Below are 25,729 nucleotides of genomic sequence, written 5' to 3'. Positions count from 1 at the left end.
CCTAGGGTTGAGAAGATGGACGTTTGGTGATTTCCACCACGCCTTGATCCGCGTCGACCCGAACCCAATCGCCGGTCTCGATCACATCCAGCGGATTCTGGTCAAAATCGGTCATGCACGGCGCACGGGTGACCACCGCGCCCAGCGCCACTTTGGTGGTCATTTCATTGAACAACATGGCTGCGGGGGCGACGCCAAAGGTACGCGTCAAATGAAAAGCATTGGACCAACCCGAGGAACCTTTGGCGCCAGGAAAAACCAGCACCTTGCCGGCAAAACTGATGTCTCGCAATTCGTGGCGCGTCTCCACGATCGTGCCGGTGCGAGAGTCAATGCCCCCCCAACCCGAAATCTGCTGACCGGTAACCAGCGCCTCGCCTTCGCTCACGCCGGGGACCACGCAGCGACCACGCAAGATGATTTTGGTCAAGATTTCACTCATGTCAGACCCCCTTGCCAGCGTCCCGTGCAAGCGGCTTCCACGCAATCTGCGGTGCTGCCAAACCAGGCCTGTACGCCCAAGATGGCGGGCAAGTAATGGGTTTGTTTGGCCGAGTCCATGGCCACCACGCGCGTGCCTTTGGGCATGGCCCGGCTCATGGCTGAGCAACTGTCCGAGAGGATGTGCCCACCGGCTGCTTCAATGATGTGGGTGAAGCCGTTTTGATCACACAAAGCCTTGGTGCTGCGCGGCGTGAAAATCCACAACTCGCAATCAGGGTGGACCTTTCGGCCCTCGATCAGTTGTGTCAGCTCCCACAACTGCTCCATGCTGTAGTGCGGGCAACCCAGCATCACATAGTCCACTTTTGTGTCTTTTCCGGTGCTGTTGAGCTTGTCCAAAATAACTTGTTTTTCACGCGCATCAAAGCGCAAAACCTCTGTCGGCTTGCGCTGGCCTAAGGCCTGCTCCAGGGTCATCGCCTCGGGTGTGATGCCCACGATGTGGTACATCTCCACGCCCCCCGAAGACGAAGCCGACGCCCCAAAATGTTTGAGCCGGGCCAAGTTGGGCGTTTTGCCAATGCCGGTGACCACCGGCACTTTTTCTTGCAACTTGTCGCCGATCCAGTAACCCAGCAAACCCCAGTCTGCGGTGGATTCAATGGGCGTGGCCACCTCGATCAGGTGAGTGCCCAATCGATTTTCGTCGAGGTGATAACCCCAATACGGAATGCGGCCCGTGAGCATGGCAGCGCCTACGCTTTCCCGGCCTTCGGTGTTGGTGCGCGCGCCCAGCACCGAGTTGCAATAGACCACTGCCGATGACTCCATCCAAGCGCAGTGCTCGCCTCGCGTGGGGATGTTGCCCACCTGATAAGGCGTGCAGGTGTTGGTGGCCTGAATGCCCAGACCCGTGGTGAAGGCCTCGCCTTTGCGAAAGAAATGCACCGCCTCTTCGTCCACGCCCATGCGGGGGGCCTGTTCCGGATCAAAGCCCAGTTGCGTGTGGGTGGTGAAGGCCTTGATCTTGGGGATCTTCACCACCTCGTCGCTGTCCAAGCTGAACTGCGAGAACACCGCGTCCATGCCCCCGTTCTGACGGGCAAAGTCACGCATGAAGGGCGTTGTGGCACTGACCGAAGCCACGACGTTGTTCGTTTCCACCAGGCGCTCGGCACCCAAGGCACGGCCATAGCGCACCAGCAAGTCCATGGCTTTTTGAACTGCCGGTCCTTGCGCACCATCGAACATGGCTTGCTCTTGCGACGAGAGTTTCATGCGGCGCTTTCGGTGGCCGTGGTGGTATCTGGGCGCACGTTGGTTGGTGCTTGTGGCCGCAGATACACGCCTTGCTTTTGCAAACGCGCTTGCAGCTGCGCAATGTCCACCGCGCGCGGCGCCACACCCTGCGCCACCGCCAAGGCAGCGGCAACGCCGGCAGCCTGGCCGGTGATCCAGCACTGGGGAATTTCGCGCATGAAGCCATGCGAATTCTTATCGCATGACAAATGCCGTCCAGGGGCCAGCAAACCGTCCAAAGAGGCAGGCACCAAGGCGCCATATGGAATGGAAATATTCGGAAATGCGGGCGACACGGCGGGCGACACGCCCACCTCGTCGGGCAGAGCCACGCCAGCGGGCCACTGCGAACGCAGCACCGCGCCCACTCCTTTGAGGCGACGCGTGTGGCGCACCCCAATCTGCGGAGCGCTGAGCATCATGAAGGCATTTTCAAAGCCTGGCGCATATTGCTTGTAGTAATTCAGATGCTGCTCCATGGCCTGGTGCGAGCGAACTTCGACCGTGGTCAGGTCATCCACATCGAGTGCCGAATAGCCGGTTTGTCGAGGACCCATGAACAAGGCCACATCGTTGCGCCAGGACACAAAGGGTCGCTCGAACAAACCGCATTGCGCACGCCCTTTGGCCATGAAAGCGGTGAAGGCCTCGGGCTGCCCGGCCTTGAACGCAATCCAGCGGTTCATGTCCACGCCGCCCAGCATGAAGGCAGTGTTCATGCTGTGGTGCACATCGGCTTCTTCGATGTCGGTGTCAAACTCGGCACCTGCACGGCCAAACAAATCGCCGTCACCCGTGGCGTCGACCACCACCTTGGCCATGATCGCCATGCGGCCTTCCTTGCTCTCGAACACCACGCCTTTAACAGCGCCATCTTCCACGATGGGCAATGCGGCCCAGGAGTGGTAGACCAGTTTGACGCCGCGCTCCAGAATGATCTGCTGACTCAGCAGCTTCAGACGCTCGGGGTCCACGGTGGGCGACCAGGTGACCACGCCGTGGTAAGACGCGGTGCGCTGCGACCAATGCGCGGTTTTGCTGCTGTCGGTCGAGCCCCATTCACTCGGGCCTGGCCCGGCTACAGCATCAGCAGGCAAACGGTCAAACAATTCTTCGGCAAAACCGCGGATGACCAGCTGACCTGTCCAATCACTCATGCGGTCGATCCAAATCACCAGCCCACCCGTGGACAAGCCGCCCAAGTGGTTGTAGCGCTCCAGCAAAGTCACATCCGCCCCTTCCCGTGCCGCTGCTGCGGCAGCGGCTGTGCCCGAAGGGCCTCCACCGACGACCAGCACATCGCAGTGGTGATAGATCGGGATGCGGCGCCCTTTTTCTTCCCAGAATCCGTGATCCGGGCGTTGCGTCTTTTGGCCATCGCGGCCAAAAATGTCGGACACCAAAATCCGCTCTGCCGTGCGCTCGGTGGTGATGACTTTGCTGTCTTTCATACGCCTTGTCTTTCCTGTTTGCGGCTTGAAGCATGGGGCTCAATGAGCACCGCGCCATGGGCCAGTGAACTGACGTTGCGACGGTAAATCTGCAGCCAGCCCTTGTCGAACTGTTTTGGAGGTGGTATCCAATGCCGCTTTCTTTCTGCCAGCACGGCCTCGTCCACGAGCAAGTCGCAACGCTGTGAGTCCAGGTCGATGCTGATCATGTCGCCATCTTCGACTAAGGCCAATGGGCCACACACCGCACCTTCGGGTGACACCTCGGCCACCACCAGGCCTTTGCAGACCAACCCGGACAAATGGCCATCGGTGATCAAGGCCACCTCGGAACCCAGGCCGGCGCCATCGATGTCGTTGGTCACCAAATCCCGCGACACCAGCATGTAAGCGCCTTTGGCCCCTGGCGCGACGACAAAGTCGCTGGGGGCCGCGGTACGGATTTCAAAAGGAACACCACCAGCCGCCCGAATCGCCTCTTTGAGCACGGGCACGATGCCATCCAGATGAGAAAAACAGGCGGCCAAGCCCGAGGAGCTGTTGACGATGGCGATCTTGGGTTTTTCGCAGTCCTCTTCAGGAATACCCAACACCTGCCACTGGGCATTTCGAACGGCCCACAAATACGAGCCTCTTGGAAAATTACTGCGCAATGGGCGAGACATTGAAATTCTTGAAATGGCGGGCATGGTGCATGGATGCTGTTTATCTTGACATGTCCATAAATGAACTGTCAATGATCAATTTCACCTGCGCGACATGCTTCACAATCGGTTGTCATTGGTTATAAAACTCGACATGCCCCAAAAACCACTCCCTTTGACGGAAACCGACGCGGCACCCGCACGTGCCGCGCGCAAGCCGCCGCCTGTAGCGGGCCATAAGGCTGTGGTCAACCGGTTCATTGCGGCTTACATCATGGGGGTGGCCAATCGGCTGGCCAACGGTGCGTCCAACCATTACCGCAAACAACACAATCTGGGCATGGCCGAGTGGCGCACGATGATGGCGATTGGCGAAAGTTCTCACCGCATCGTGCGTGAAGTCGCTGAAATGGCCGATCTGGATTACGCTGCAGCCAGCAAAAGTCTGAAGGTTTTGACGCTGCAAGGTTTGGTCGAGGTGGAACAAACCCGTAGCCGAGGCCGTGCGGCCATGGCCCATCTCACTCCGCAGGGCCTGAAGATTTATGAAGAACTCTGCCAGTCGGCCATGGCCCGGCAAGAACGGCTGTTGGCCACGTTTTCAGAGGCCGAAATCGAGCAACTCTGGTCTCTGCTCAGACGCATCGAAGCACAAACTCCCTTCATGAATCAGGAGCCCTGAAGGAGTTGACAAGCAAGCCCAACTCAGGGCTGCACATACCGCGCAAAGCCCGCTGCCCGCAACTGGCATGCCGGACACTGTCCACAGCCATAGCCCCAATCGTGGCGCTGCGTGCGGTCGCCCAAATAGCAAGTGTGGGTGTGCTCCACGATCAAGTCCACCAGCGCCTGCCCGCCTTGCGCCGGGTCGGCTTGTTGGCCCAAGTCGTGCGCCAGTTGCCAAGTTTGCGCTTTGTCTATCCACATGAGGGGCGTTTCGATCAACAGCTTGCGGTCCATGCCCAAGGACAGTGCCACCTGCATGGCCTTCATGGTGTCATCGCGGCAATCCGGATAGCCCGAAAAATCGGTCTCGCACACGCCGGTGACGATGACCTGCAAGCCCCGGCGGTAGGCCAAAGCGGCGGCCAACGTGAGGAACAGCAGGTTACGCCCCGGCACAAAGGTGTTGGGCAGGCCCGAGCTTTCCATCTCAATCGCCGTGTCGCGGGTCAAAGACGTTTCGCTGATCTGCCCCAGGATGCCCGCGTCCAGCAGGTGGTCCTCACCCATCTTGGGGGCCCAAGCCGGAAACCGCGCCTTGATCGCAGCCAGCACGTTCAGGCGGGCGTCCAGCTCGACCTTGTGGCGCTGGCCATAGTCAAACGCCAGGGTTTCGACCCGTTCGTAACGGCTCAAAGCATGGGCCAGGCAGGTGGTGGAGTCTTGGCCACCAGAAAACAGAACAAGGGCAGATTTGTGCATGGGGAAGGATGGTAACGCTGTCCATGCAGGGGGAGCTGTCAGAGTCTGGGCGCGGCTGGGCGCAGCTGGGCGCGGCTGGGCGCGGCTGGGCGCGGCTGGGCGCGGCTGGGCGCATTTGGAAGGGGCCGGCGGCGGGCTCCTCATGAGGCGGGGGTACGCCAAAATCGTCGCCCGCCGCCGCCCCCTTCCAAACGCTGGTGGTGGTCGTCAGCCTTGCTGGAAGAGCGCGCGAACCTTACGGGTGATGAACAACGGCCCTGGGTGTGCATGCCGCGCAGCCCATGGTCTGCTGTGGGTGGGTGAGGGCGGGCAGAGGGTGACGATTTTGGCGTACCCCCGCCGTATGAGGAACCCTGTGCACGCCCTCGCCCACCCACACCACACCCGCCAGAAATTGACACTCGCCATAGGGGACAATCACCCACTTAACCAGCCGTCCAACCCCAGTGTCCCCCCACCTCCCCATCCTGCGCGAAGTTTTTGGCTACGACGCCTTTCGCGGACCGCAGCAGGCCATCATCGACCATGTGGCGGCCGGGGGCGATGCGCTGGTGCTCATGCCCACAGGCGGGGGCAAATCGCTGTGTTACCAAATTCCGGCCATTGCACGCCAGCGGGCTGGCCACGGCATCACGGTGGTGGTGTCGCCGCTGATCGCGCTGATGCACGACCAAGTGGGCGCACTGCACGAAGCGGGTGTGAACGCCGCTTTTTTGAACTCAACCCTGACGAGCGAAGAAGCATCTGACATTGAACGCCGCTTGCTGCGCGGCAAAATCACTTTGCTTTACGCGGCGCCCGAACGCGTGACCAACGGCCGCTTTCTGGCGCAAATGGATTCGCTGCAAGAGCGCGGCCTGCTCAGCCTGTTTGCCATCGACGAAGCGCATTGCGTGAGCCAGTGGGGCCACGACTTTAGGCCCGAATACCGGGGCCTCACGGTGCTGCACGAACGCTACCCCGGCGTGCCGCGCGTGGCGCTGACCGCCACGGCCGATGCGCTCACGCGTGCCGACATCATCGAGCGGCTGCAGCTGGAAAGCGCCGAGCTGTTCATCAGCAGCTTTGACAGGCCCAACATCCGCTACACCATCGTTGAGAAAAAAGAAGCCAGTACCCAGCTGCTGCGCTTCATTGAGCGCGACCACCCCGAAGCCGCGGGCGTGGTGTATTGCCAATCGCGCAAACGGGTAGAAGAAATCGCCGCCATGTTGTGCGAGGCGGGCGTCCATGCGCTCCCTTATCACGCGGGGCTGCCCCCCGAGATGCGCCAGCGCCACCAGAACGAGTTTTTGCGCGAAGAAGGCGTGGTGATGGTGGCCACCATCGCTTTCGGCATGGGCATCGACAAACCCGATGTGCGTTTTGTGGCACACCTGGACATGCCTAAAAACATCGAAGGCTATTACCAAGAGACCGGGCGCGCCGGGCGCGATGGCTTGGCGTCGGACGCGTGGATGGCCTATGGCCTGCAAGACGTGGTGAACCAGCGCCGCATGATCGACGAAAGCCCGGCGGGCGAAGAATTCAAGCAAGTGATGCGCGGCAAGCTCGACGCGCTGCTGGCCCTGGCCGAAGCCACCGACTGCCGCCGCGTGCGCTTGCTGAGCTATTTTGACGAAACCTACCAAGGCCAAACCGAGAGCAGCCAGGGCGTGTACATGCCGTATTGCGGCAATTGCGACAACTGCCTGAACCCGCCCGAAGTGTGGGACGGCACCGACGCGGCGCGCAAACTGCTGTCCACCGTGTACCGCTGCCACCAAGCCAGCGGCCACAGCTTTGGCGCGGCGCACACCATGGACATCGTGCGCGGCAAAAAAACCGAAAAAGTGGCGCAACGCGGCCACGAGAGCATCAGCACCTTTGGTGTGGGGGCCGAGTACAGCGAGCAGCAACTGCGCGCCGTGATGCGCCAGCTCATCGCCATTGGCGCGCTGCATGTGCACACCGAAGAAGGCTTCAGCACCCTGCACCTGACCGAAGCCTCCCGCGCCGTGCTGAAGGGCGATGTGCCGGTGCAGCTGCGCGAGAGCACCAGCCAACGTGCCGACAAGCGCACACGCAGCCGCAGCGCCCCATCACCCGCCGCCGCCAACCTGGGGCAAGACGCGATGGTGCGCTACATCAACCTCAAGGCCTGGCGCGCCGAAGTGGCCAAAGAGCACAACCTGCCCGCATATGTGATCTTTCATGACGCGACGCTGGCCGCGATTGCCGAAGCCGCACCCCAAAGCCTGGCGCAGCTGCAAGGCATCAGCGGACTGGGCGTGAAAAAGCTTGAAGCCTACGGCCCGCAGGTGCTGCGGGTGTGCAACGGGGCAGCTTGATGACCAGGGTGAATGCCGTCACCGTCACCCGTCAACCTTGGGTGGTCCCGGTGATGTTCACTTGGTTCAGCTGGGCCTGAGCCTTGACCAGAGAGGGGACCATCTCACTGCCGTAGCCCAATGCCACAGCGGTGTTCAAGGCCTGGTGCACGCTGGTGCCGATGATGGAGGGCACCTTCACGCTTTCCGTCAGGTGCGAGTAGTAACGCAAATCCTTGGCCGCATTGTTCAGCTCAAACTTCATCGCGCCGTAATCACCTTGCAAGGTTTTGGCCATCAACTGGAACAGTCCCGAATTGACCCCGCCAGCCGAAATGACCTGCACCAGTTGGTCCAGGTCCACGCCCGACTTGGCCCCCACCGCAAAAGCCTCGGCCGTGGCGGTGCAAATGGCCTGCGCCACAAAGTTGTTCAGCAGTTTGATGACGTGGGCAGAACCCATGTCGCCCACATGAAACACGTTTTCGCTGTAGGCCCGGATGACCGGCTCAATGCGCGCGAACACCTCGGGCGATGCGCCCACCATGGAGTTGAGCTTGCCCGCCTCTGCCTCGATGGGCGTGCGCGCAAGCGGCGCATCTACATAAATCACGCCATGCTCAGCGCACAGGGCGGCCAGGCGCCGAGTGGAGTCGGGCTCGCTGGTGGATGTGTCGATGATGACCAGACCCGAGCGAGCCTTGGACAGCAAGCCGCCCGGCCCGGCCACCACCGCCTCGACCTGGGGCGAGCCGGTCACACAAATGAGCACCGCATCGCAGGCGGCCAAATCGACATGAGTGCCCACCTGACGTGCACCTGCGGCTAACAGGTCTTGTACAGGCGTGGTGCGCTGATGGACCGAGATCGACAAATCAAAGCCCTTGGCCCGGATGTTTTTGGCCATGCCATGGCCCATCAAACCCGAAGCGCCGACAAATCCGATGTGCTGCATGTGAGCCTCTGCTTTAGTGAAGGGGGTGGATTATTCTGGAACGCTCGCCAACAAGCGGCTGTCACCTGCGTGCTCAGCGAGCAACCATCGCGCCGACTGTGCAGGCATTTTTCAGGCATCCACCGCAATCGCCCCCCGCCGAATCTGGTCACGCTCCAGGCTTTCAAAAAGCGGCAAGTGCGGCGCATATGCAACGGGGCGGCTTGATCACTTGCGCACTGCCGGCACCTCGATGGGCAAGCCCTCACCGCGCCACATCAGGTACAGCGCCAGTTGCCGCATCTCCAGGGCACCCCAAAGCGGAACTTCGGCGCGGACACCGGCATAACAACTGCGAAAACGCCGCTCCAGCGATCCAGGTTTTTGCCATTCCAGACGGTACACCGGGTAGCCATTGGGCTGCCCTTGACTCAGCGGGTCGGTGTACAGGCGTTGCCCAAAATTTTGGTCATGGCACTGGGCGCACGACAAATTCATTTGGCCTTGGCGTTGTGCATACAAGGTGGCCCCCGCTTGCCAGTGTCCGCGCGCCGCACCGCCAATGTCCACCCGCAAGGGCATGCCTTTGGAGGCCTGCGTCACCAGCAAACTCAAGCCAAGCAAGGCATCTGATTCAGGGGGCATGGCCGCCGCTTGTTGGTGGCGCATGGTGCATTGGTTGATGCGGTCTTCCAGATTGAACAATCGCCCACTGGCGGCATCGATGGCGGGGTAACGCGAGGCGACGCCTTTCATGCTGGTGGCCACTGCACCGTGACAACTGACGCACGATTTGCCGTTAACAGCACTGGCTTGGCTCCAAGCTTGCGCCCCTTGGCTCAGCCAGAGTTGCGCTGGGTTGGCAAACTCATCGGCTTGCAAGGCTTGCACATCCTTGCCCGAATAATGCAGGCCCGATTTGAGCTGCGACAAAGGCAAGCTGCGCGCGGGTGGCGCTGCCGTTTGCGCAGCGGCGTAGCCACTCACCGACCACAACGCGATCAGCATGAAAACCAACCAGAACGTCTTGAGCACGGTGCGCACACACCCAGCTGCGGGCATCGATGCGAACGCTCTGCTGCTCATGCGCTCAGGGGTTGCTCTTGGGCAAGACCGGCAGCGTTTGCCGCAAGTGGCCTTTGACACCCCGGTCATCGATCCACGCCACATGCATCTCGGCCGTTTGTTCTGCTCGGACAAAAAATTCGAACAAGGGATTGGCCGAAATTCCCGACGAAGGCTCCACACGGAACACCTCTTGCTGGCCCCAAGTGCAAGTCAATGACCGGATCACATTGCGTGGCACCAATTTGCCCAACAGGTCTTGCAGATAACCCGTGTCCATGGGGTGTTGCACCAGCAGACGGACTTTGACCACATCCCCCGCCAAGACGCGTTCAGGCCATTGGATGCGTGCAAATGCCATGGTCATGAGGCGTCGACGCAAGCCGACTCGGTGATGATGATTTCCATCTGGCCATAACGAAACTCGCCATTGGACAGGCGCGCCAACGCGACCACTTGCTGGGTGCCCGCCAAGCGCAGGCGCGTGCTGACTTCGGCCCGTCCGTTCCACGGCCCCAAACGGAAAACCGCCATTTGGGTCACCGGATTGCGCTGAGACAACAGGTACAAATGCGTCACATGGTCTTGCGCCGTCATGGGGCTTTGCACCTGCACCGTGACAGGCACCAAAGTGCCGTTGTCGGCCAGTACGGGGGCCACGATCTTCACGTCTTGCTGCAACAAACGGGCGCCTTGGGTCAGGGGCTCGGTCATTTGCGCCAAGCTCAACAACTTGCCCGATGCCATGTCTTGGGCGCGGCTGGGCCACAGCTGAACTGCCAGCCCATAAAGACCGCCCCGCAGCGCTTGCCGCAAGCCCTCGCGACGGGTCAATGTGGGCCACTTCATGGCGTGGCCTTGCTGGGCAAGAACAGGTAACTCAAGATGTCTTCAAGCCCCTGCGCCGTCAAAATGGTTTGACCCTTGTAGGGGCTCGCCACCTTGTTCAAACCCTCGGTGCTGAGATAGGCCGGCATGATGGTTTGCGGGTTAAAGCGCCGGGCATCGGCGATGCGCTCGCGGGCTTGGGTCTTGGTGCTGCGCTCGGCCAAACCGACCAAAGACGGGCCGAGTGCGCCACCCACAGGCAAACCCTGCACTTGATGGCAGAGCACACAGCCGCTGTCTTGCCTTTGCAAGAGCAGGGCTTTGCCCCGCTCGGGCGAGCCGGCTTGGGGAGCCTCAGGCGTTTGCGCTGCGACACAGCCAGCGCTGAACACCAAGGCCCACACCCGCGCAAAGCCCAGCACCGTCATGCCCGTGCCAAAGTCAAACCATGGTTTTTCAAAGGCAAGCTGCGGATGCGTTTGCCCAAAGCGGCCGAAATGGCGTTGGCCACAGCGGGTGCCAAAGGCGCCTGGGCCGGCTCGCCCACACCGCCCCAGAAGCCACCCGTGGGGGCAATCACCACCTCCACCTTGGGCATTTCGTTCAAACGCATCATGCGGTAATCGTGGAAGTTGGATTGCTCCACACGCCCGTCCTTGATGGTGTTTTCACCCCAGAAGATGGCAGTCAAACCGTGCACCACGCTGCCCTGGAACTGGGCAACGATGTTGTCGGGGTTGACGGCATAGCCGGGGTCAATGCCAATCACGATGCGGTGGATCTTGACCTCGTTTTTGGCATTGATGGAGACATCGCACACGCAGGCCGTCCAACTGCCATAACCGTCGGTGGCAGCCACGCCCCGGAACACACCCGGGGCAGGCTTTTTGTCCCACCCGGCCGCTTGGGTCACGGCCAACAAAATGGCACGGTCGCGGTTGGCTTTTTCATTGTTAGGCAGCATGGCCAAGCGGTATTGAACCGGGTCTTGCGCTGCCGCCTGGGCCATCTCGTCAATGAAACACTCACGCCCAAACGGGTTTTGTGAATGCCCCACGGTGCGCCAAAAACCCACCGGCACATTGGTGTTGCGCTGGGCATAGTCCACCAAGGTGTTGGGGATGTCATAGGGGTGGTCGTTGAAGCTGGCCACCGCCTGACCGTCCACGCCTCTGGGCAAGGGCAGTTTCAGCAAAGTGGCCAAGATGGATGGGGCACTCACACGGATGTGCAGCGCCTCGGCTTTGCCCGTGGCACTCAAACCCGCTTTGAAACGCATCAAGCTGGCTGGGCGGTACAAGCCGTGCTGAATTTCCTCTTCGCGAGACCACAGCATTTTGACGGGCTTGCCGGGCATGGCCTTGGCAATCGCGACAGCTTGGCGCGTGAAGTCTTGCGGGCTTTTGCGCCCGAGTCCTCCGCCCAATTGCATCGGGTGCACTTTCACGTTGGCCTGTGGCACGCCCGCAGTCGCAGCCGCCACGGCCAAAGTGGCTTCGGGGTTTTGCGTCGAGCACCACACATCGAGTTGTTCGCCCTGCAACCAAGCGGTGCAGACCATGGGCTCCATGGTGGCGTGCGCCAAATAGGGCGTGAAGTACTCGGCCTCCACCACCTTGGCCGCTTTGCTCAGCGCGTCTGCCGTGTTGCCGTCGTTGCGGGCCACCGCCAGTTCTGGTTGCTCCATACCCGCTTTGAAGTGGGACATGATGGCGGCGCTGCTCAGGGTGCCGTGCTCGCCCACATCCCAGTCCACCGCCACATCGCGCAGCGCTTCTTTGGCGCGCCACCAGTTGTCGGCCACCACGGCCACAAAGGTGCCCATGTTCAACACCTTGACGATGCCCCTGCGGTTTTCCACCTTAGAGGCGTCCATGGTTTTGATGGTGCCGTTGAACACAGGGCAAGCCGCAATGGCCGCGTGCAACATGCCAGGCACTTGTGCGTCGATACCGTATTTCACACGGCCGGTCACGATGTCGGGAATGTCCACACGCGGGATGGACTTGCCGATCAATGTCCAGGCTTTGGGGTCTTTGAGCTTGACGTCTTTGGGGGCTTCCAGCTTGGCAGCCGTGGCCGCCAGCTTGCCGTAACTGAGCACCCGCTTGCTGGGCACATGGGTGACTTTGCTCAGCGCTGCTTTGCACTCGCTGGCCGGCACGCCCCACTGCTGGGCAGCCGCGGCAATCAGCATCTCACGCCCGGTAGCACCGGCTTTGCGCAGGTATTCCTGCGAATTGCGGATGGTGCGGCTGCCCACCGAAGCCATGTCGCCATAGGCGCGTTTGGTGCGCAGGTTTTCATGCGCCGTGGCGTACTCGACGCGCACCTTCTTCCAATCGGCCTCCAACTCCTCGGCAATCATCATGGGCGCAGAAGTCATACTGCCTTGGCCCATTTCTGCACGGGCGTAGCGGATGACAATCGTGTCGTTGGGTTCGATTTCGACCCACACATTCAGCTGAGGCGTGTTGGCAGCTTGCGCGCTTTGTGGAACGAAAAATCCCATCGACAAACCCGCCGTGGCGGTGCTGGAGATCTTCAAGAAGTGGCGGCGATCCATGCCGGAAGTCAGATCTGGGGTGCTCATGCGCGGGCCCCTTTCTTGGCGGCGGCGTGGATGGCGGTGCGGATGCGTGCATAGGTGCCGCAACGGCAAATGTTGGTCATGGCGGCATCGATGTCTTCGTCGGTCGGCTTGGGCTTTTTCTTGAGCAAGGCCACGGCCGCGAGCATCTGCCCGCCTTGGCAATAACCGCACTGAGGCACCTGGTGGTCGATCCAGGCTTGCTGCACAGCATGCAAGCGGCCCTTGTCGGCCAAGCCTTCGATGGTGATGACTTTTTGTCCAGAGGCACCCGACACGGGATAAACACACGAGCGCACAGGCTCACCGTTCAACAAAACCGTGCACGAACCGCACTGGGCAATGCCGCAACCGAACTTGGGGCCTTTGATGTCAAGCTCATCGCGCAAGGCCCAAAGCAGGGGCATCTCGGGCTCGACATCGAGGCTGCGGTTTTTACCGTTGACGTTCAGTTTCATGACGGGGGACCCTTTGTTCAAAGCAACAGCTTTCAACTGTGGCGAGAAGACCCCTTTTGTGCAACCGGGTAACAACCGACAGTGCCGTCGATTTCCTCTCGAAAGTCACATGCGCGACCCTCACTAAGGGCCCTTCTTGGCGAGGGCAGGCCTCCCACAAAGGCTGAAAACGACTCAGCGCATATCCACCTGAATCGCCCCACGCCGAATCTGATCCCGCTCCAGGCTTTCAAACAGCGCCTTGAAATTGCCTTCGCCAAAGCCCTCGTCGGCTTTGCGCTGGATGAATTCAAAGAACACCGGGCCCAACAGGGTTTGGCTGAAGATTTGCAGCAGCAAACGCTTCTCGCCGTTGGCGGTTGAGCCGTCCATCAGGATGCCGCGTGCCTGCAACTCGGGCACCGGTTCGCCATGGCCTGTCAGGCGCTCTTCAAGCATCTCGTAATAAATGTCGTTGGGGGCAGTCATGAGCGGGATGCCGGCCATCTGCAGCGCGTCCACGCTTTTTAAGAGGTCGTCGGTTAAGAGCGCGATGTGTTGGATGCCCTCGCCGTTGAACTGCATCAAGAATTCTTCGATCTGGCCACCGGTCTTGCCCGACTCTTCATTCAGCGGGATGCGGATCAAACCGTCTGGGGCCATCATGGCTTGGCTGGTGAGGCCCGTGTATTCGCCCTTGATGTCGAAGTAACGAATCTCCTGAAAGTTAAAGAGCTTTTCGTAAAAACCACTCCAATACGCCATGCGGCCTTTGTAGACGTTGTGCGTCATGTGGTCGATGAGCTTGAGGCCGTGGCCCGGCGGGTGGCGGTCCACGCCGTCGATGAATTCAAAGTCGATGTCGTAAATGCTTTTGCCGTCTTCAAAACGGTCGATCAAATACAAAGGCGCGCCGCCAATGCCCTTGATGGCTGGCAGGCGCAACTCCATGGGGCCGGTGGGCACATCCACCGGTTGGGCTCCGAGTTCCAGCGCCCGCGCATAAGCCTTGTGCGAATCCTTCACCCGAAACGCCAGCGCGCAAGCGCAAGGGCCGTGCTCGGCTGCGAAGTAACCGGCCAGGCTTTTGGGCTCGCGGTTGACGATGAAATTGATGTCGCCTTGGCGGTACAGCACCACGTCTTTGGATCGGTGTTTGGCCACCAGCGAGAAGCCCATCTGCTCGAACAGCGGCTCCAAGGTGTTGGGGGTGGGGGATGCGAACTCGACGAACTCGAAGCCGCACAGGCCCATGGGGTTGTCAAACAAATCGGCCATGAAAGTCTCCAGTGAAAAGCAGGGCCGCGCTGCAAAGTGAGCACGGCCCGAATTGAAATCGGTCAAACGAAACAGGGGGAATGTTTAAAAGCCCTGCGGCGGTGCGCAAGGCTTGCCCCGCGTGCTGCGCGCGAGGTGGATGCCGAAAATCAATACCTGGATGGACATGCGCCGATGGTCGTCGCCTGACTGCCAAATGTCAAGCGACGAGGGATGGGCGATGGGCCTTATTGCGGCTCGATGCCCGCCTTCTTGACCAGCGCAGCAAAGCGCTCCATTTCACTTCGGAAGACGCGCTGAGCTTGCTCGGGCGTGCTGATGGCGATCGTGTTGCCTTGCTTGGCCATGACTTCCTTGACGGCCGGATCGTTGAAGGCCTGCACCAGGGCATCGTTGACCCTCTTCACATTGGCAGCGCTCATGCCCTTGGGGCCGAGCACACCAAACCAGGCATCGATCACGTAAGTGGGCAAGCCCTGCTCCACAAAAGTAGGAATGTCTGGCGCAGCGGCGCTTCGCTTGTCGCCACACATGCCCACGGCCTTGAGCGCACCACTTCGGATGTGCTGCTGTACGCTGGGCAAAGCCAAAACGGCAAAGTCAATTTGACCCCCCAACAAGTCAGTGACCATGGGGCCTACGCCTTTGTAAGGGATATGGCGCGCCTTGACACCGGCTTCGTCCACAAACATCTCGGCGGCCAGGTGCAAGATCGTTCCCGTGCCACCCGAGCCAAAGTTGTAACCGTCCGGCTTGGCACGCAGGGCGGCAATGAATTCACGGCTATTGTTTGAGGGCACTTTTTGGGGGTTTGCCACCAACACCAAGGGGGTGCTGCCCAACACCGCGATGGGCGTGAAGTCACCGGGCATTTCAAAAGGCAGGCCTTTGATGACGCTGGGGAAGATCACCACGTTGTTGGAGACCACCGACAAGGTGAAACCATCGGGCGGGTTCTTGGCCATGGCCTGCAAACCAATCACGCCACTGGCGCCGGCTTGGTTTTCCACCACCACGTTGGCACCCAAAGCCTTGCCAATCGCAGGCGCTGCTGCGCGTGTGATGGCGTCCACACCCGAACCGGTGGCATTGGGCAGAATGAATTTGACGGGACGGTCCGCTTGAGCAAGCGCCATGCCTGGCAAGGCCGATGCGGCAGCCGATGTCAAAGCGGCCAAGGCGGCGCGGCGAGTGAAGTGGGATTTCATGGTTTTGTCTCTTTCTTTTCAGATGGATGGTTAATTTACAACAGGGCACCGGATGGGCTCAGGCCACCGCCTTGAGCGCACGCAAGTTTTCAATTTCCGCAAGGCTCAACCCAAGCCCTTGCAGCAATTCATGGGTATTTTCGCCTTGCTTGGGCGGCTGGTGGCGCACGCCCAGTCGCTGCCCGTCCATGGTGAAGGGGAAAAGCGCGGCGCGGGCCGTCTGCCCGGCTTTGGGGCCATCGGTGAGGCGCACATCGGCCAAACCGCCGGTGGCATTCAGGTGCGGGTCGTCAAACAGCTCTTCGGGCTTGACGATGGGCGCAAAGGGCAAACCGGCTTTCTCAAAAATCGCGGTCAGCTCGGCGGCGGTGAAGGCCTGAAGGCGGCTGCGCAGCTCGGGCATCATGACATCACGCCGCGAGACACGGGCGTTGTTGTCGCTGTAACGCGGGTCGGCCTTGAGGTCGGCAAAGCCCAGCACATCGCAAAAGGTGACCCACTGTGCGTCGCTGACCGCTGCCAAAAAAATCTGCTCGCCATCCTTGACGGTGAACACGTCGTACACCGCCCAGGCCGAGATGCGGTTGGGCATGGGCTCGGCGGCCTTGCCCGTGATGGCGTACTGCAGCATGTGCTGGCCCACCAGAAAAACGTTGTTCTCAAACAGGGCCGACTGAATCTCTTGCCCGCGCCCGGTGATGCCGCGCTGGATCAGCGCGCCCAGCACGCCAATGGCGCCGAACATGCCGCCCATGATGTCGTTCACGCTGGTGCCTGCACGCAGCGGGTCGCCCGGGCGCCCCGTCATGTAGGCCAAGCCACCCATCATCTGCACCACTTCATCAAGCGCGGTGCGGTGGTCATACGGACCCGGCAAAAAGCCCTTGAGACTGGCGTAAATGATCTTGGGGTTTTGGGCCGACAGACTGGCGTAGTCCAAGCCGTACTTGGCCATGGAGCCGGGCTTGAAGTTCTCGGCCACCACATCGGCCGTGGCGCACAGGCGCCGCGCTATCTCCGCGCCTTCGGGGCTTTGCAGGTTGAGTTGGATGCTCTTCTTGTTGCGGTTGAACATGGGGAAAAAACCCGCGCCCGAACCCAACAAATGCCGCGTGCGGTCGCCCTCGATGGGCTCGACCTTGATGACCTCGGCCCCCATGTCGGCCAGCACCATGCCGCAGGTGGGGCCCATCACCATGTGGGTGAACTCGACGACGCGCAGGCCTTCGAGCGGGAGTTTCTTGTCGGACGTGTTCATGCAGTCATCTCTGGCATTTGCAGGATTTTGGGCAAGCCCGCCTGCGCGATCGAACCATGCAGGCATTCGCCTGCGAGCCACTGCGCCACTTGGGTGCGCAAAGCCATGAGCTTACCGAAATCGATACCGGTTTTGATGCCCATGCTGGCCATCAAATACGTCAGGTCTTCGGTGGCCACGTTGCCACTGGCCCCCGGGGCATGCGGGCAGCCGCCGATGCCGGCCAAGCAGGCGTCAAACCGGGTTTCACCGGCTTGCAGGGCAGCCATGACGTTGGCCAAGCCAAGACCACGGGTGTCGTGAAAGTGCCCGCAGCCAAGCTTGTCACCTGCCACTTCGCGGGCCTTGGCAAACAGCTCACCCACTTGGCGCGGGTCGGCGTAGCCCACCGTGTCAGCCAAGCCCACGCGGTCCACACCCAGAGCGACAACCGACTGGAGCAAGCGCAGCACTTCATCGACGGCGACCTCACCCTGAATCGTGCAGCCGAACGCGGTGCTCATGCCAACCTCGATGCGGATGGCCGAACCCCGGGCCCGGCGGGCCTCCACCATGGCAGCTATTTCGGCCACCACGTCGTCGGGCGCTTTGCGCAGGTTAGCCAAGCTGTGTGCGTGACTGGCTGACAAGGGCAGCAGCATCCAGTCGGCACCGCTGTCCATGGCGCGCTCGGCCCCCTTGAGGTTGGGCACCAACACCGACACGATCAGGCCCGGCAGGGTTTGGGCAAAGGCCACCAGCTCGGCAGTGTCGGCCAGCTGGGGCAAGAGTTTGGGCGGTACAAAGGAGCCGACTTCGATCTCACGGATGCCCGCATCGTAAGCACTCTGAATCCATTGCAATTTTTGCGCAGTGGGCAAGGTGCGGGCGATGCTTTGCAGCCCGTCGCGCAGGCCCACTTCGCGGACCGTCACGCGCTGGGGCCAATGAAATGTGCTCATGTCCAATGTCCTTTGCTGGGGTGTGCGAGGAGTTTAAAGGCTCGGATCGCTCATAGAATTGAGATGGACCTCTGCCAAAGGGGCGAAGCATTCCTCACGCACACGCCCTGACATGAACAGCTCCGACTGGAAGATTCTTTACCTCAGCCAAGACCCTGGCCTGATCAGCCGCCAACTTTCAGGGGAGCCGATCACCCGCGCGCAGGCCGGGCCGCTGCGCGACGATGTCTCGACCGACGAGATCACGCCGGTGCACATCCTGAGCCATTACGACAACACCTTGGGCGAATTTGCCCACACTGGGCTGCGCTGCCAAGGAGAAAATCCCATCGCTCGCCAAGCCCTGCGTCAAGCCGGTTTTCAGGTGCTGGTGGCGGGCCGCCGCTATGGCAAGGGCTCTTCGCGCGAGCACAGCCCCACTGCCGAAAAGCTGGCGGGCGTGCAACTGGTGATTGCCGAAAGTTTTGAGCGCATCTACCGCCAGAACGCCGACAACATTGGCTTGTTCACCTCGACCGATTTTGGTTTGTTGGACCGCATGGAACGCGGTGAGGCTTTGACGCTGGAGGACCTGTTGCAAGGACGCGAGCCGCTGGCTGCTTCGATTTTGGGGGCGGGGGGGTTGCTGCGCTGGGGACGGCGGTTTTTGTCGAGCGTGGATTCGCCCACGGGGGTGGGCTCCTACGAGAAAGACCGCAGGCGAACGGTCGCCATCAAAGCAAACGGCCCTCAAACGCTGTTTGAAAAAATCCTGAAGCGCCACCACCTGACAGCCCCGCACACACCCGATCAGCCGCACACCGGCGATGGTCTGTTCGTGCGGGCCGACTGGCGTTTTATTCACGAGTACTACACCGGCATGGCCGATACCTTGATGAAAAATGCACTGGGGCAAGATTTCACCTTACAAAGCCCAGCGCAGATTGTGGTGTTTGAAGACCATACCTCCTACGTCGAAGAAAGCCCCGCCCATGTGCAGGGGGGCTTGATCGCCAACATGCACGCCATGAGCCAAGCACAGCGCAACTTTGCCGCACGCCACGGCCTGCGCATGCACCGCACCCTGACCGATGCCGAAGTGCTGCAAGACGACGGCAGCAATGTGGCCGGTATCTCGCACGCCATGGTGGCCGAACACTACGCCCTGCCCGGGCAGGTGGTGGTGGGCACCGATTCGCACACACCGCACAGTGGCGCTTTGGGTTGTGTGGCCTTTGGCGTAGGCACCACCGACATGGCCAATGCCTTTGTGACTGGCGCAGTGCGCGTGACGCTGCCCGAGTGTGTGCGCGTCGAGCTGCAAGGCAAGCTGCCTGCAGGCGTGACCGCCAAAGACCTGATGCTGCACCTGCTGGCCACACCTTACATCCGCAGCGGCAGCGGCGTGGGCAAGGTGTTTGAGTTTGCGGGTGAAGGCATCGCCCACCTGAGTACCGACGAACGCGCGACGCTCACCAACATGTGCGCCGAGTTGGGCGGGCTCACGGGCATCGTGGCACCCGATGCCGAAACCTTGCGCTTTATCCGTGAACGCCGGGGCGTGGACGCGGTGATCGATGACTGGATGCACAGCGACGATGGCGCGCATTACGCCCACAACATGACGGTCCATCTGAACACCCTCTGCCCCATGGTGGCCAGACCCGGTGACCCGGGTCTGGGACTGGCGCTGTCTGAGCTGCAAGAACGCGTGCGCATCGACATCGCCTATGGCGGCTCCTGTACAGCAGGCAAGCGCGAAGACTTTGACCATTACCACGCGGTGTTGGCCTGGGGTCTGAACAACAATCTCAAGCTGCCCGAGGGTGTGCAGGTGTTTTTGCAATACGGCACGACTGCGGTGCGTGATTACTGTGCAGCGCAGGGTTACGACAAGACATTCGCCGCTTTGGGTGTGCGCATCCTGCAGCCCTCTTGCGGGGCTTGTGCCAACTGCGGACCGGGTTCGTCGACCGACTCGGCGCAGGTCACGGTGAGCGCCATCAACCGCAATTTTCCGGGCCGCTCAGGCCCGGGCCAAGTCTGGCTGGCCAGCCCACCCACCGTGATGGCCAGTGCGCTGGCCGGGGAGTTGATCTCTTTTGAAACATTGCGGCGGCGCATCAGCGGCTAAGCGCCACCGGAGGTGTCAGCGGTAAAACGCTTCGACCTTGCCCTTGAGCTTGATCAGCAAGGGCTGGCCTTTGCGGTCCAGCGTCTTGCCCGCAGGCACGCGCACCCAGCCTTCGCTGATGCAGTATTCCTCAACGTCGTTGCGGTCCTTGCCATTGAAGCGGATGCCAATGTCGTGCTCGAACACGGCGCGCACATGGTGCGGGCTGCGGGTGTCGATAGCCAGGCGGTCAGGAAGTGCTGGACGAGATGCTGCGTCTTTAGAGATATCGGTCATGGCTTTGAACTTGTGAACAAGCTACCGAATCTATACCAAAACCCGAGGGACATTTCTGTTTCCGTGATCCCCATGTGCAGGGTACGCCTTCAATGGACAAATTGGATCCGCACACACAGCTGGTAACCCACACCCCAAACCGACTTGATCGCTGGCTCATCGCCATCGGCCTGTGCGCTTTTGAATTTTTTGCGCAAACGGGCAATCAACTCTTCCAAGGCATGCTTGCTCATCAAGGCATCGTTGTCCTCTTCGGCAAACAAATCGCAGAGCACACCAGACTCCAACGTGTTGTCCTTGGCCTGAACAAGCGCCAACAAAATGATTTTTTCCTTGCTCGTTAGCCGAAGTTTGAGGGTTTGGTCCGGCCCCAACAAGGTGCGATCGCGCAAACTCAGCGACCACTGGTTGGACGCTTGCGAATGCTTCAGGCGCCGCCCCAAACTCAGCAACACCAAAACCAACTCATCCGGCGACACTGGCTTGGTCAGGTAAACGTCTGCGCCGCCCTGTTTGTAGCCCGCAATGCGGTCGTGCAGCGCCACTCGGGCGGTCATGATCACAATACCCGCATCGGGACGCGATTGCCGCACACGCCGGCAAAGGCTCAGACCATTTTCCCCTGGTAGATTCAAGTCAATCAGATACAGGTCAAAGGCAATGCGGGCATTGAGTTCATCCAAACCCGATGCGCTGTTGGCCGCATGCACCTCAAAGCCATGCGCCTCCAAATGCACCTCGATTTCTTCCCGCAGCAAGCGGTCGTCCTCCACCAAGGCCAACACCAATGGCGCGGATGATTCTTTGGCGTCACGGTGCAAGTCGTTCAACGGGGAAATCTCACTTCAAAGACCACGTCTTGGTCGATTTTTTGGTAGTGCACATGCGCACCCATTTTTTGTGCCGCGGAATTGACCAAACTCAAGCCAATGCCCATGCCCGGGCTGTCTTGGAAACTGGGATGGCGGTAGTAGCGCTCAAACAAACGCGCCTCGTCTGGATGGTGATCATCCGCCACACGATTGCTGATGCGAAAACAAGTCATGTTCGAAGCTTCGTCTTGAATGCTGATCCTGACTTTGCCGTCTTGGGCATATTTAACAGCATTACTCACCAAGTTCTCGATGATCAAAGCCAGGAAATGTGGGGCAGCTCGGAAAACCACCCCATCCTGAATGTCAAGCTCAAAGCGTTCAGGCTCACGGTACTCCTGCATCACCACGTTCATCAGTTCGAGTGCTGAGACGGTCTCCTCTGTGCCGAGGGCCTCCATCCGTTCAATTTTGTTGGAGAGCGCAACATGCTCAATCATGGCGTCCATGCGCTCTACCGAGGCATTGATGTGCATCATCCTATCGGATGACTCACCCTGCACCAACACGGTTCTTTTGAGCGATGCCATCGCAAACTTGATGGTGCTCAAAGGCGTCTTCAATTCATGGGTCAGCATGTCAATCAGATCTCGGCGTTCTTTCAAACCGTCTTCATGAGCTTTGGATTCGGCGGCTTGAATTTTCAAGGCCTGCAGTTCCAAGAATTTTTTCCGATTTCGGCTGGCCTTTTCTGTAGCGACCAACCAAAAAATCACGATGCCAATCGGGATGCCGTTGAGCCGCAGGTCCCCGCTGGTTTGCACCAGCTTAAATTGATCCCGCCAATCCTCGTAGCCGAAACTGTAGGGAAACCCCAAGACAATGAATAGTAGAAAGACCAACCATCCTGCTGTAAAAATCCATCGACCAGACATGGGTGTGCTGACCGTGCGCGCACCCCATATCTGGATATAAGGGATTAAAAAGCCAAGTCCGTAATTCACCAAGCCTGCCTCGGTTTCGTACCCAGATAAAACAAGCAGAAGATTGAAACCGCATGCCATCAGAACAGCAGCGACCCATTTGTGGTAGGTCGAACTGGGCTTGTAATCAGAAACAACCGCCCATGCCAAAAGGACCGTCATTGCCATGCGCATCACCAACGCCAAGCTTGTCATGGTGTTGGGTTGAACCTCCAGCATGACACCCCACCATTCCTGCAAGGCACCTGAAAAAGCGCAAATCGACAGCACAACCGTCGTTTGAAATCCACAAAATACCAGCAGCAAGCGTGAACGTTCAAAAAACAGAAACGTCACCGAAAGAACCAACAATGCGACGGAAAGGTTCAAAGCGGTGTTGACGCTTTTGATCACTCCAATCGATGACTCGAAAACCTGATCAGGAGCCATCACATCCATGCGCACTATGCGAACACCGGTCGTTTGCACCTTCAAATATGCAAACTGATTGCGCGCGTTTGATGCATTGAATTCGAAACAGTGCTGTAGCTCGATGCAAATATTTTTCTTTTCCAACTGCAACTCACCCCCAAGTTGGTGCGTCCAGTTTCCGAAGGTTTGTTGGTAAAAATCCAATTTGTCCAGCGTGTAGGGATCCACCCTTAAAACCAAAGAAAGGCCCGGGTCTGGAGCCGCACTGGCTGGGAGGTCCTTCAGTTGAATCCGAATCCAGGTTTCACCCCGAGTAAATCCAAGGCGAAGTTGCCCCCGATAGGGTTGAAATGCCTGCGCTTGGATGCTCTCCAGTGTGTGCGTTTGCTGATCGTCGTGGAAAAAAGCTGTGTCGACTTCATAGCGCTCCTGTCCTGCATACAAGGACAGTTGGAACAACAAGAGCAACAGCAGACAACACAAGCGTTTCATGGATGTCTCAAATCATAGAAGTTTGAGGTGCCATAAACCATAGGGATGTGAATACAAGCGAAATGATGTGTTGAAAGTGAGAGCAACTGTGAGCTTATGCAGCCCCTGCACAACATTTAACCCCTCAGCTGTGAGCATCTGTGTGTTTTCATGATTTTTGGTGTGCGGTCACACCAGCGTGACTGTTAGATTGCCACCGTCTTATTCACTCACTCTTCGGGACCTCACCATGCCTTCACTGAAACAGCTTGAGCAGCAAAAAGCAGAGCTTGATTTCAAAATCACGCAGTCGCTGGAAATCTTGAAAAAGATGGACGCTGATTTGGAGAAAGCGCGATTGCGGCAAGAAGAGGTGGACCAGGGCACCGCTCAGATCATGGCGGTGATGGAAAAGTACAACTTGACGCAAGAGGACGTTTTTCCCAGCAGCACGGCCAAAGTCGTTCCAGTCAAGTACAAGGAGTCTCAAACTCTCGCTGAAATGCGGCAGTATTTCAACCGCCGCTGACCGCGATAAGACGTCAATGAATGCACCGTTGCCAAGCTGTCCACAGAGGCTCAGAGCAACTCATAAATGAGCGCGTAACTAGTGTCTGCCTCAGTGTAGCGCTTGGTGGCAAAATGCCCGGTCCTTAAGGCCTGCCCGCTTTGGCAGGCACCTGCACTGTGACTGTCGGCTTTTGTCTACCCTCCCCATGAACTTTTTTCCTGCCGGCACGCTTGGCATTGATTTCGGCACCTCCAACTCGGCCATGGCTTGGCTCGGCCCCCAAGGCGACGCCCGCCTGATGGCCCTTGAGGGCGAGGCCTTGGCCATGCCAACAGCGGTGTTTTACAACGCTGAGGACAACAGCACGCACTTCGGGCGCGATGCCATCGGGCATTACCTGGAGGGCACAGAGGGCCGCTTGATGCGCTCGCTCAAAAGCCTGCTGGGCAGCCCACTGCTGCTGGAGACCACGCAGATCGGCCATCAGCAAATCAGCTTTCAGGACATCATTGCCACCTTTTTAGCCGCCCTGCGCGAGCGCGCCACCCAAAGCTTGGGCAGTGCCCCGCGCCGCGTGGTGATGGGCCGGCCAGTGCATTTTGTGGACGACGATCCCGAGCGCGATGCGCAGGCCGAAGCCTCACTGCGCCAAGCGGTGAAGTCGGTGGGCTTTGACGAGGTGTCGTTTCAGCTCGAACCCATCGCCGCCGCGCTGGATTACGAGCAACGCCTGACCCAAGAAAGCACGGTGTTGGTGGTGGACTTGGGAGGCGGCACCTCGGACTTCACGGTGGTGCGCTTGGGGCCAGAGCGCATGCGTCACGCCGACCGCAGCCGAGACATTTTGGCCACCACAGGTGTGCACATTGGCGGCACCGACTACGACCGGCAACTGAATTTGGCGCAGGTGATGCCTCTGCTGGGCTACAAACACATGGGCCCCGAACAACGCGAGGTGCCCAGTGGTGTGTTTTTTGATTTGGCCACTTGGCATTTGATCCACTGGCAATACCAAGCCAAAGCCATCAGCCAAGCCAAAAACCTGCGCAGCAATTACAGCGATCCCTGCCTGCACGATCGTCTGATGTGCGTGCTGACCGAACGGTATGGCCATTTGATGGCCCATGAGGTCGAGCAGGCCAAAATCCGTTGCTCGGTGAACAGTGCCAGCACAGGCATTGACCTGTCGGTGATCGAGCGCGGATTACAAGCAGAGCTCAGCGTGAGCGACATGCAAGCGCAACTGCAAGATTTACTAGACCGCACCGTGAGGTGCGCACGCGAGTGCGTGAAACGCGCAGGCCTGACGAACGCTTCACTGGATGCGATTTACCTGACGGGGGGATCGTCGGCTTTGAGCACGTTCCAGCAGACCCTGCAAGCCGCATTTGTGGGAGTGCCTGTGGTGGAGGGCGATTTGTTTGGCGGCGTGGCGCTGGGCTTGGCCTATAGCCGCTGAATCTGCCGCTGAAGGAGGCGCTTGAACTCAGGCCCAGTCGTCGCCCAAGTCCCACAGGCCGTCGCCCGCATCCGGTTCAGCGGTAGACAAGCCCCCAACGGAGCCTTGGGCGAAATCAGGCGAAGCCGCGTCTACTCCCCACAAGGCTTGAAGGCCTTGCAACAGGGCACCGCCCGCCACCACGCCCGTGGCCACGCCAAGCGCCGTACCGCCCACTTGCCCGACCAAGCCGCGCATCCACAGACTGGGTTGCGCCGCATTGACGCCGCTAACCGGCAGGGACAATGGCGCCTGAGAGGGCACGGCACTGGCGACAGCGTTGGATGCGTCCGATGCTGGCTGCGGGTTTGAGGCTTGCAGTGCCGCAGCCGATGAGGCTTGCAATTGCTGTACTCGGTTTTGCATGGCTTGAAGTGCCAAGGTCAACGCCATGGTCCGTTGCACCAAAAGGTAAGTGGCATCGGTTTGTGAGGCCAAGGCATCCCGGATGAGGCCATCGGCCACAGGATCTTTGGGCTGAACACGCTGCTGCCGCAAGGTGGCCAAGAATTGCTGAAGCTGGTCGCGTTCCTGAGCGTTCAT

General features: G+C 59.7%; 25 protein-coding genes. 5 read left to right on the top strand and 20 right to left on the bottom strand.

The genetic code is table 11. From position 1 onward, the window contains the following. Position 1: 1 nt before the first annotated feature. From Q1M54_RS01140 to Q1M54_RS01125, 4 genes are read right to left on the bottom strand one after another with little or no spacing between them, the layout of a single operon-like run. A complete protein-coding gene (locus Q1M54_RS01140; protein WP_300552703.1) occupies positions 2-442 on the bottom strand; it encodes a DUF126 domain-containing protein in 441 nt (146 codons plus the stop codon). Continuing rightward, positions 439-1,722 carry an aconitase X catalytic domain-containing protein gene (locus Q1M54_RS01135; RefSeq protein WP_300552701.1) on the bottom strand — a complete coding sequence of 428 codons (1,284 nt, stop codon included), beginning with the start codon at positions 1,720-1,722 and terminating at the stop codon, positions 439-441. The genes Q1M54_RS01140 and Q1M54_RS01135 overlap by 4 nt, the downstream gene beginning before the upstream one ends. Beyond that, positions 1,719-3,194: an FAD-dependent oxidoreductase gene (locus Q1M54_RS01130; protein WP_300552698.1), complete on the bottom strand. Its 1,476-nt coding sequence runs from the start codon at positions 3,192-3,194 to the stop codon at positions 1,719-1,721. The genes Q1M54_RS01135 and Q1M54_RS01130 overlap by 4 nt, the downstream gene beginning before the upstream one ends. Next, positions 3,191-3,859, bottom strand: coding sequence for a dihydroxy-acid dehydratase (locus tag Q1M54_RS01125; protein ID WP_300552695.1), 669 nt, complete (start codon positions 3,857-3,859; stop codon positions 3,191-3,193). Before Q1M54_RS01125 ends, Q1M54_RS01130 begins: the two co-directional genes overlap by 4 nt. A 133-nt stretch (positions 3,860-3,992) precedes the next feature. Between Q1M54_RS01125 and Q1M54_RS01120 the strand changes: the two genes are divergently transcribed. Continuing rightward, complete coding sequence (locus Q1M54_RS01120; RefSeq protein ID WP_300552692.1) at positions 3,993-4,520, top strand: MarR family winged helix-turn-helix transcriptional regulator; 528 nt, start codon at positions 3,993-3,995, stop codon at positions 4,518-4,520. Positions 4,521-4,543: 23 nt separating this feature from the next. On the opposite strand, the gene queC is transcribed toward Q1M54_RS01120, so the two are convergent. Then, positions 4,544-5,263, bottom strand: coding sequence for a 7-cyano-7-deazaguanine synthase QueC (gene queC, locus Q1M54_RS01115; protein WP_300552689.1), 720 nt, complete (start codon positions 5,261-5,263; stop codon positions 4,544-4,546). A 446-nt stretch (positions 5,264-5,709) separates the two neighbouring features. On the opposite strand from queC, the gene recQ reads away from it, so the two are divergent. Further along, positions 5,710-7,593: a DNA helicase RecQ gene (gene recQ / locus Q1M54_RS01110; protein ID WP_300552686.1), complete on the top strand. Its 1,884-nt coding sequence runs from the start codon at positions 5,710-5,712 to the stop codon at positions 7,591-7,593. 31 nt (positions 7,594-7,624) lie between these two features. Here recQ and Q1M54_RS01105 read toward each other — a convergent pair whose 3' ends face one another. From Q1M54_RS01105 to Q1M54_RS01055, 11 genes are all read right to left on the bottom strand, one after another. Beyond that, positions 7,625-8,527 carry an NAD(P)-dependent oxidoreductase gene (locus Q1M54_RS01105; RefSeq protein WP_300552684.1) on the bottom strand — a complete coding sequence of 301 codons (903 nt, stop codon included), beginning with the start codon at positions 8,525-8,527 and terminating at the stop codon, positions 7,625-7,627. 207 nt (positions 8,528-8,734) lie between these two features. Next, entirely contained in the window at positions 8,735-9,592 is an 858-nt protein-coding gene (gene soxA, locus Q1M54_RS01100) for a sulfur oxidation c-type cytochrome SoxA (RefSeq protein WP_300552681.1), read from the bottom strand. A gap of 4 nt (positions 9,593-9,596) precedes the next feature. Then, positions 9,597-9,938, bottom strand: a complete 342-nt coding sequence (gene soxZ / locus Q1M54_RS01095; RefSeq protein ID WP_300552679.1) for a thiosulfate oxidation carrier complex protein SoxZ — start codon at positions 9,936-9,938, stop codon at positions 9,597-9,599. Further along, positions 9,935-10,420: a thiosulfate oxidation carrier protein SoxY gene (locus tag Q1M54_RS01090; protein WP_300552676.1), complete on the bottom strand. Its 486-nt coding sequence runs from the start codon at positions 10,418-10,420 to the stop codon at positions 9,935-9,937. Before Q1M54_RS01090 ends, soxZ begins: the two co-directional genes overlap by 4 nt. Continuing rightward, positions 10,417-10,827, bottom strand: coding sequence for a sulfur oxidation c-type cytochrome SoxX (soxX, locus tag Q1M54_RS01085; protein WP_300552674.1), 411 nt, complete (start codon positions 10,825-10,827; stop codon positions 10,417-10,419). Before soxX ends, Q1M54_RS01090 begins: the two co-directional genes overlap by 4 nt. Beyond that, positions 10,824-12,992 (bottom strand): molybdopterin cofactor-binding domain-containing protein, encoded by a 2,169-nt coding sequence (locus Q1M54_RS01080; RefSeq protein WP_300552671.1) that lies wholly within the window; start codon positions 12,990-12,992, stop codon positions 10,824-10,826. Before Q1M54_RS01080 ends, soxX begins: the two co-directional genes overlap by 4 nt. Then, positions 12,989-13,447 (bottom strand): (2Fe-2S)-binding protein, encoded by a 459-nt coding sequence (locus Q1M54_RS01075; protein WP_300552670.1) that lies wholly within the window; start codon positions 13,445-13,447, stop codon positions 12,989-12,991. The genes Q1M54_RS01080 and Q1M54_RS01075 overlap by 4 nt, the downstream gene beginning before the upstream one ends. A 174-nt stretch (positions 13,448-13,621) precedes the next feature. After that, a complete protein-coding gene (hppD, locus tag Q1M54_RS01070) occupies positions 13,622-14,704 on the bottom strand; it encodes a 4-hydroxyphenylpyruvate dioxygenase (RefSeq protein ID WP_300552666.1) in 1,083 nt (360 codons plus the stop codon). 227 nt (positions 14,705-14,931) lie between these two features. Then, positions 14,932-15,912, bottom strand: coding sequence for a tripartite tricarboxylate transporter substrate-binding protein (locus tag Q1M54_RS01065; RefSeq protein WP_300552663.1), 981 nt, complete (start codon positions 15,910-15,912; stop codon positions 14,932-14,934). A gap of 58 nt (positions 15,913-15,970) precedes the next feature. Next, positions 15,971-17,170 carry a CaiB/BaiF CoA-transferase family protein gene (locus tag Q1M54_RS01060; RefSeq protein ID WP_300552661.1) on the bottom strand — a complete coding sequence of 400 codons (1,200 nt, stop codon included), beginning with the start codon at positions 17,168-17,170 and terminating at the stop codon, positions 15,971-15,973. After that, complete coding sequence (locus tag Q1M54_RS01055; RefSeq protein ID WP_300552658.1) at positions 17,167-18,111, bottom strand: hydroxymethylglutaryl-CoA lyase; 945 nt, start codon at positions 18,109-18,111, stop codon at positions 17,167-17,169. The genes Q1M54_RS01060 and Q1M54_RS01055 overlap by 4 nt, the downstream gene beginning before the upstream one ends. 112 nt (positions 18,112-18,223) lie before the next feature. On the opposite strand from Q1M54_RS01055, the gene Q1M54_RS01050 reads away from it, so the two are divergent. Further along, positions 18,224-20,224, top strand: coding sequence for an aconitase family protein (locus tag Q1M54_RS01050; protein WP_300552655.1), 2,001 nt, complete (start codon positions 18,224-18,226; stop codon positions 20,222-20,224). A 15-nt stretch (positions 20,225-20,239) separates the two neighbouring features. Here the strand turns inward: Q1M54_RS01050 and Q1M54_RS01045 are convergent, their stop codons facing one another. From Q1M54_RS01045 to Q1M54_RS01035, 3 genes are all read right to left on the bottom strand, one after another. Then, entirely contained in the window at positions 20,240-20,500 is a 261-nt protein-coding gene (locus Q1M54_RS01045; RefSeq protein WP_300552652.1) for a DUF3297 family protein, read from the bottom strand. 89 nt (positions 20,501-20,589) lie between these two features. Then, a complete protein-coding gene (locus tag Q1M54_RS01040) occupies positions 20,590-21,330 on the bottom strand; it encodes a response regulator transcription factor (RefSeq protein WP_300552649.1) in 741 nt (246 codons plus the stop codon). After that, positions 21,327-23,198 (bottom strand): ATP-binding protein, encoded by a 1,872-nt coding sequence (locus Q1M54_RS01035; RefSeq protein WP_300552646.1) that lies wholly within the window; start codon positions 23,196-23,198, stop codon positions 21,327-21,329. Before Q1M54_RS01035 ends, Q1M54_RS01040 begins: the two co-directional genes overlap by 4 nt. A gap of 229 nt (positions 23,199-23,427) precedes the next feature. Between Q1M54_RS01035 and Q1M54_RS01030 the strand changes: the two genes are divergently transcribed. Together Q1M54_RS01030 and Q1M54_RS01025 are read left to right on the top strand one after the other, a co-directional pair. Next, entirely contained in the window at positions 23,428-23,706 is a 279-nt protein-coding gene (locus tag Q1M54_RS01030; RefSeq protein WP_300552643.1) for a hypothetical protein, read from the top strand. A 187-nt stretch (positions 23,707-23,893) separates the two neighbouring features. Next, on the top strand, positions 23,894-25,147 hold the full coding sequence (locus Q1M54_RS01025) for an Hsp70 family protein (protein WP_300552640.1): 1,254 nt from the start codon (positions 23,894-23,896) through the stop codon (positions 25,145-25,147). Positions 25,148-25,174: 27 nt separating this feature from the next. On the opposite strand, the gene Q1M54_RS01020 is transcribed toward Q1M54_RS01025, so the two are convergent. Continuing rightward, on the bottom strand, positions 25,175-25,729 hold the full coding sequence (locus Q1M54_RS01020; protein WP_300552637.1) for a DUF2076 family protein: 555 nt from the start codon (positions 25,727-25,729) through the stop codon (positions 25,175-25,177).

The organism is Limnohabitans sp. Rim8, from assembly GCF_943326455.1.
GTDB lineage: Bacteria > Pseudomonadota > Gammaproteobacteria > Burkholderiales > Burkholderiaceae_C > Limnohabitans_A.
The sequence above is the reverse complement of the archived record's forward strand: the minus strand, read 5'-3'. Positions and strand labels throughout refer to the sequence as shown.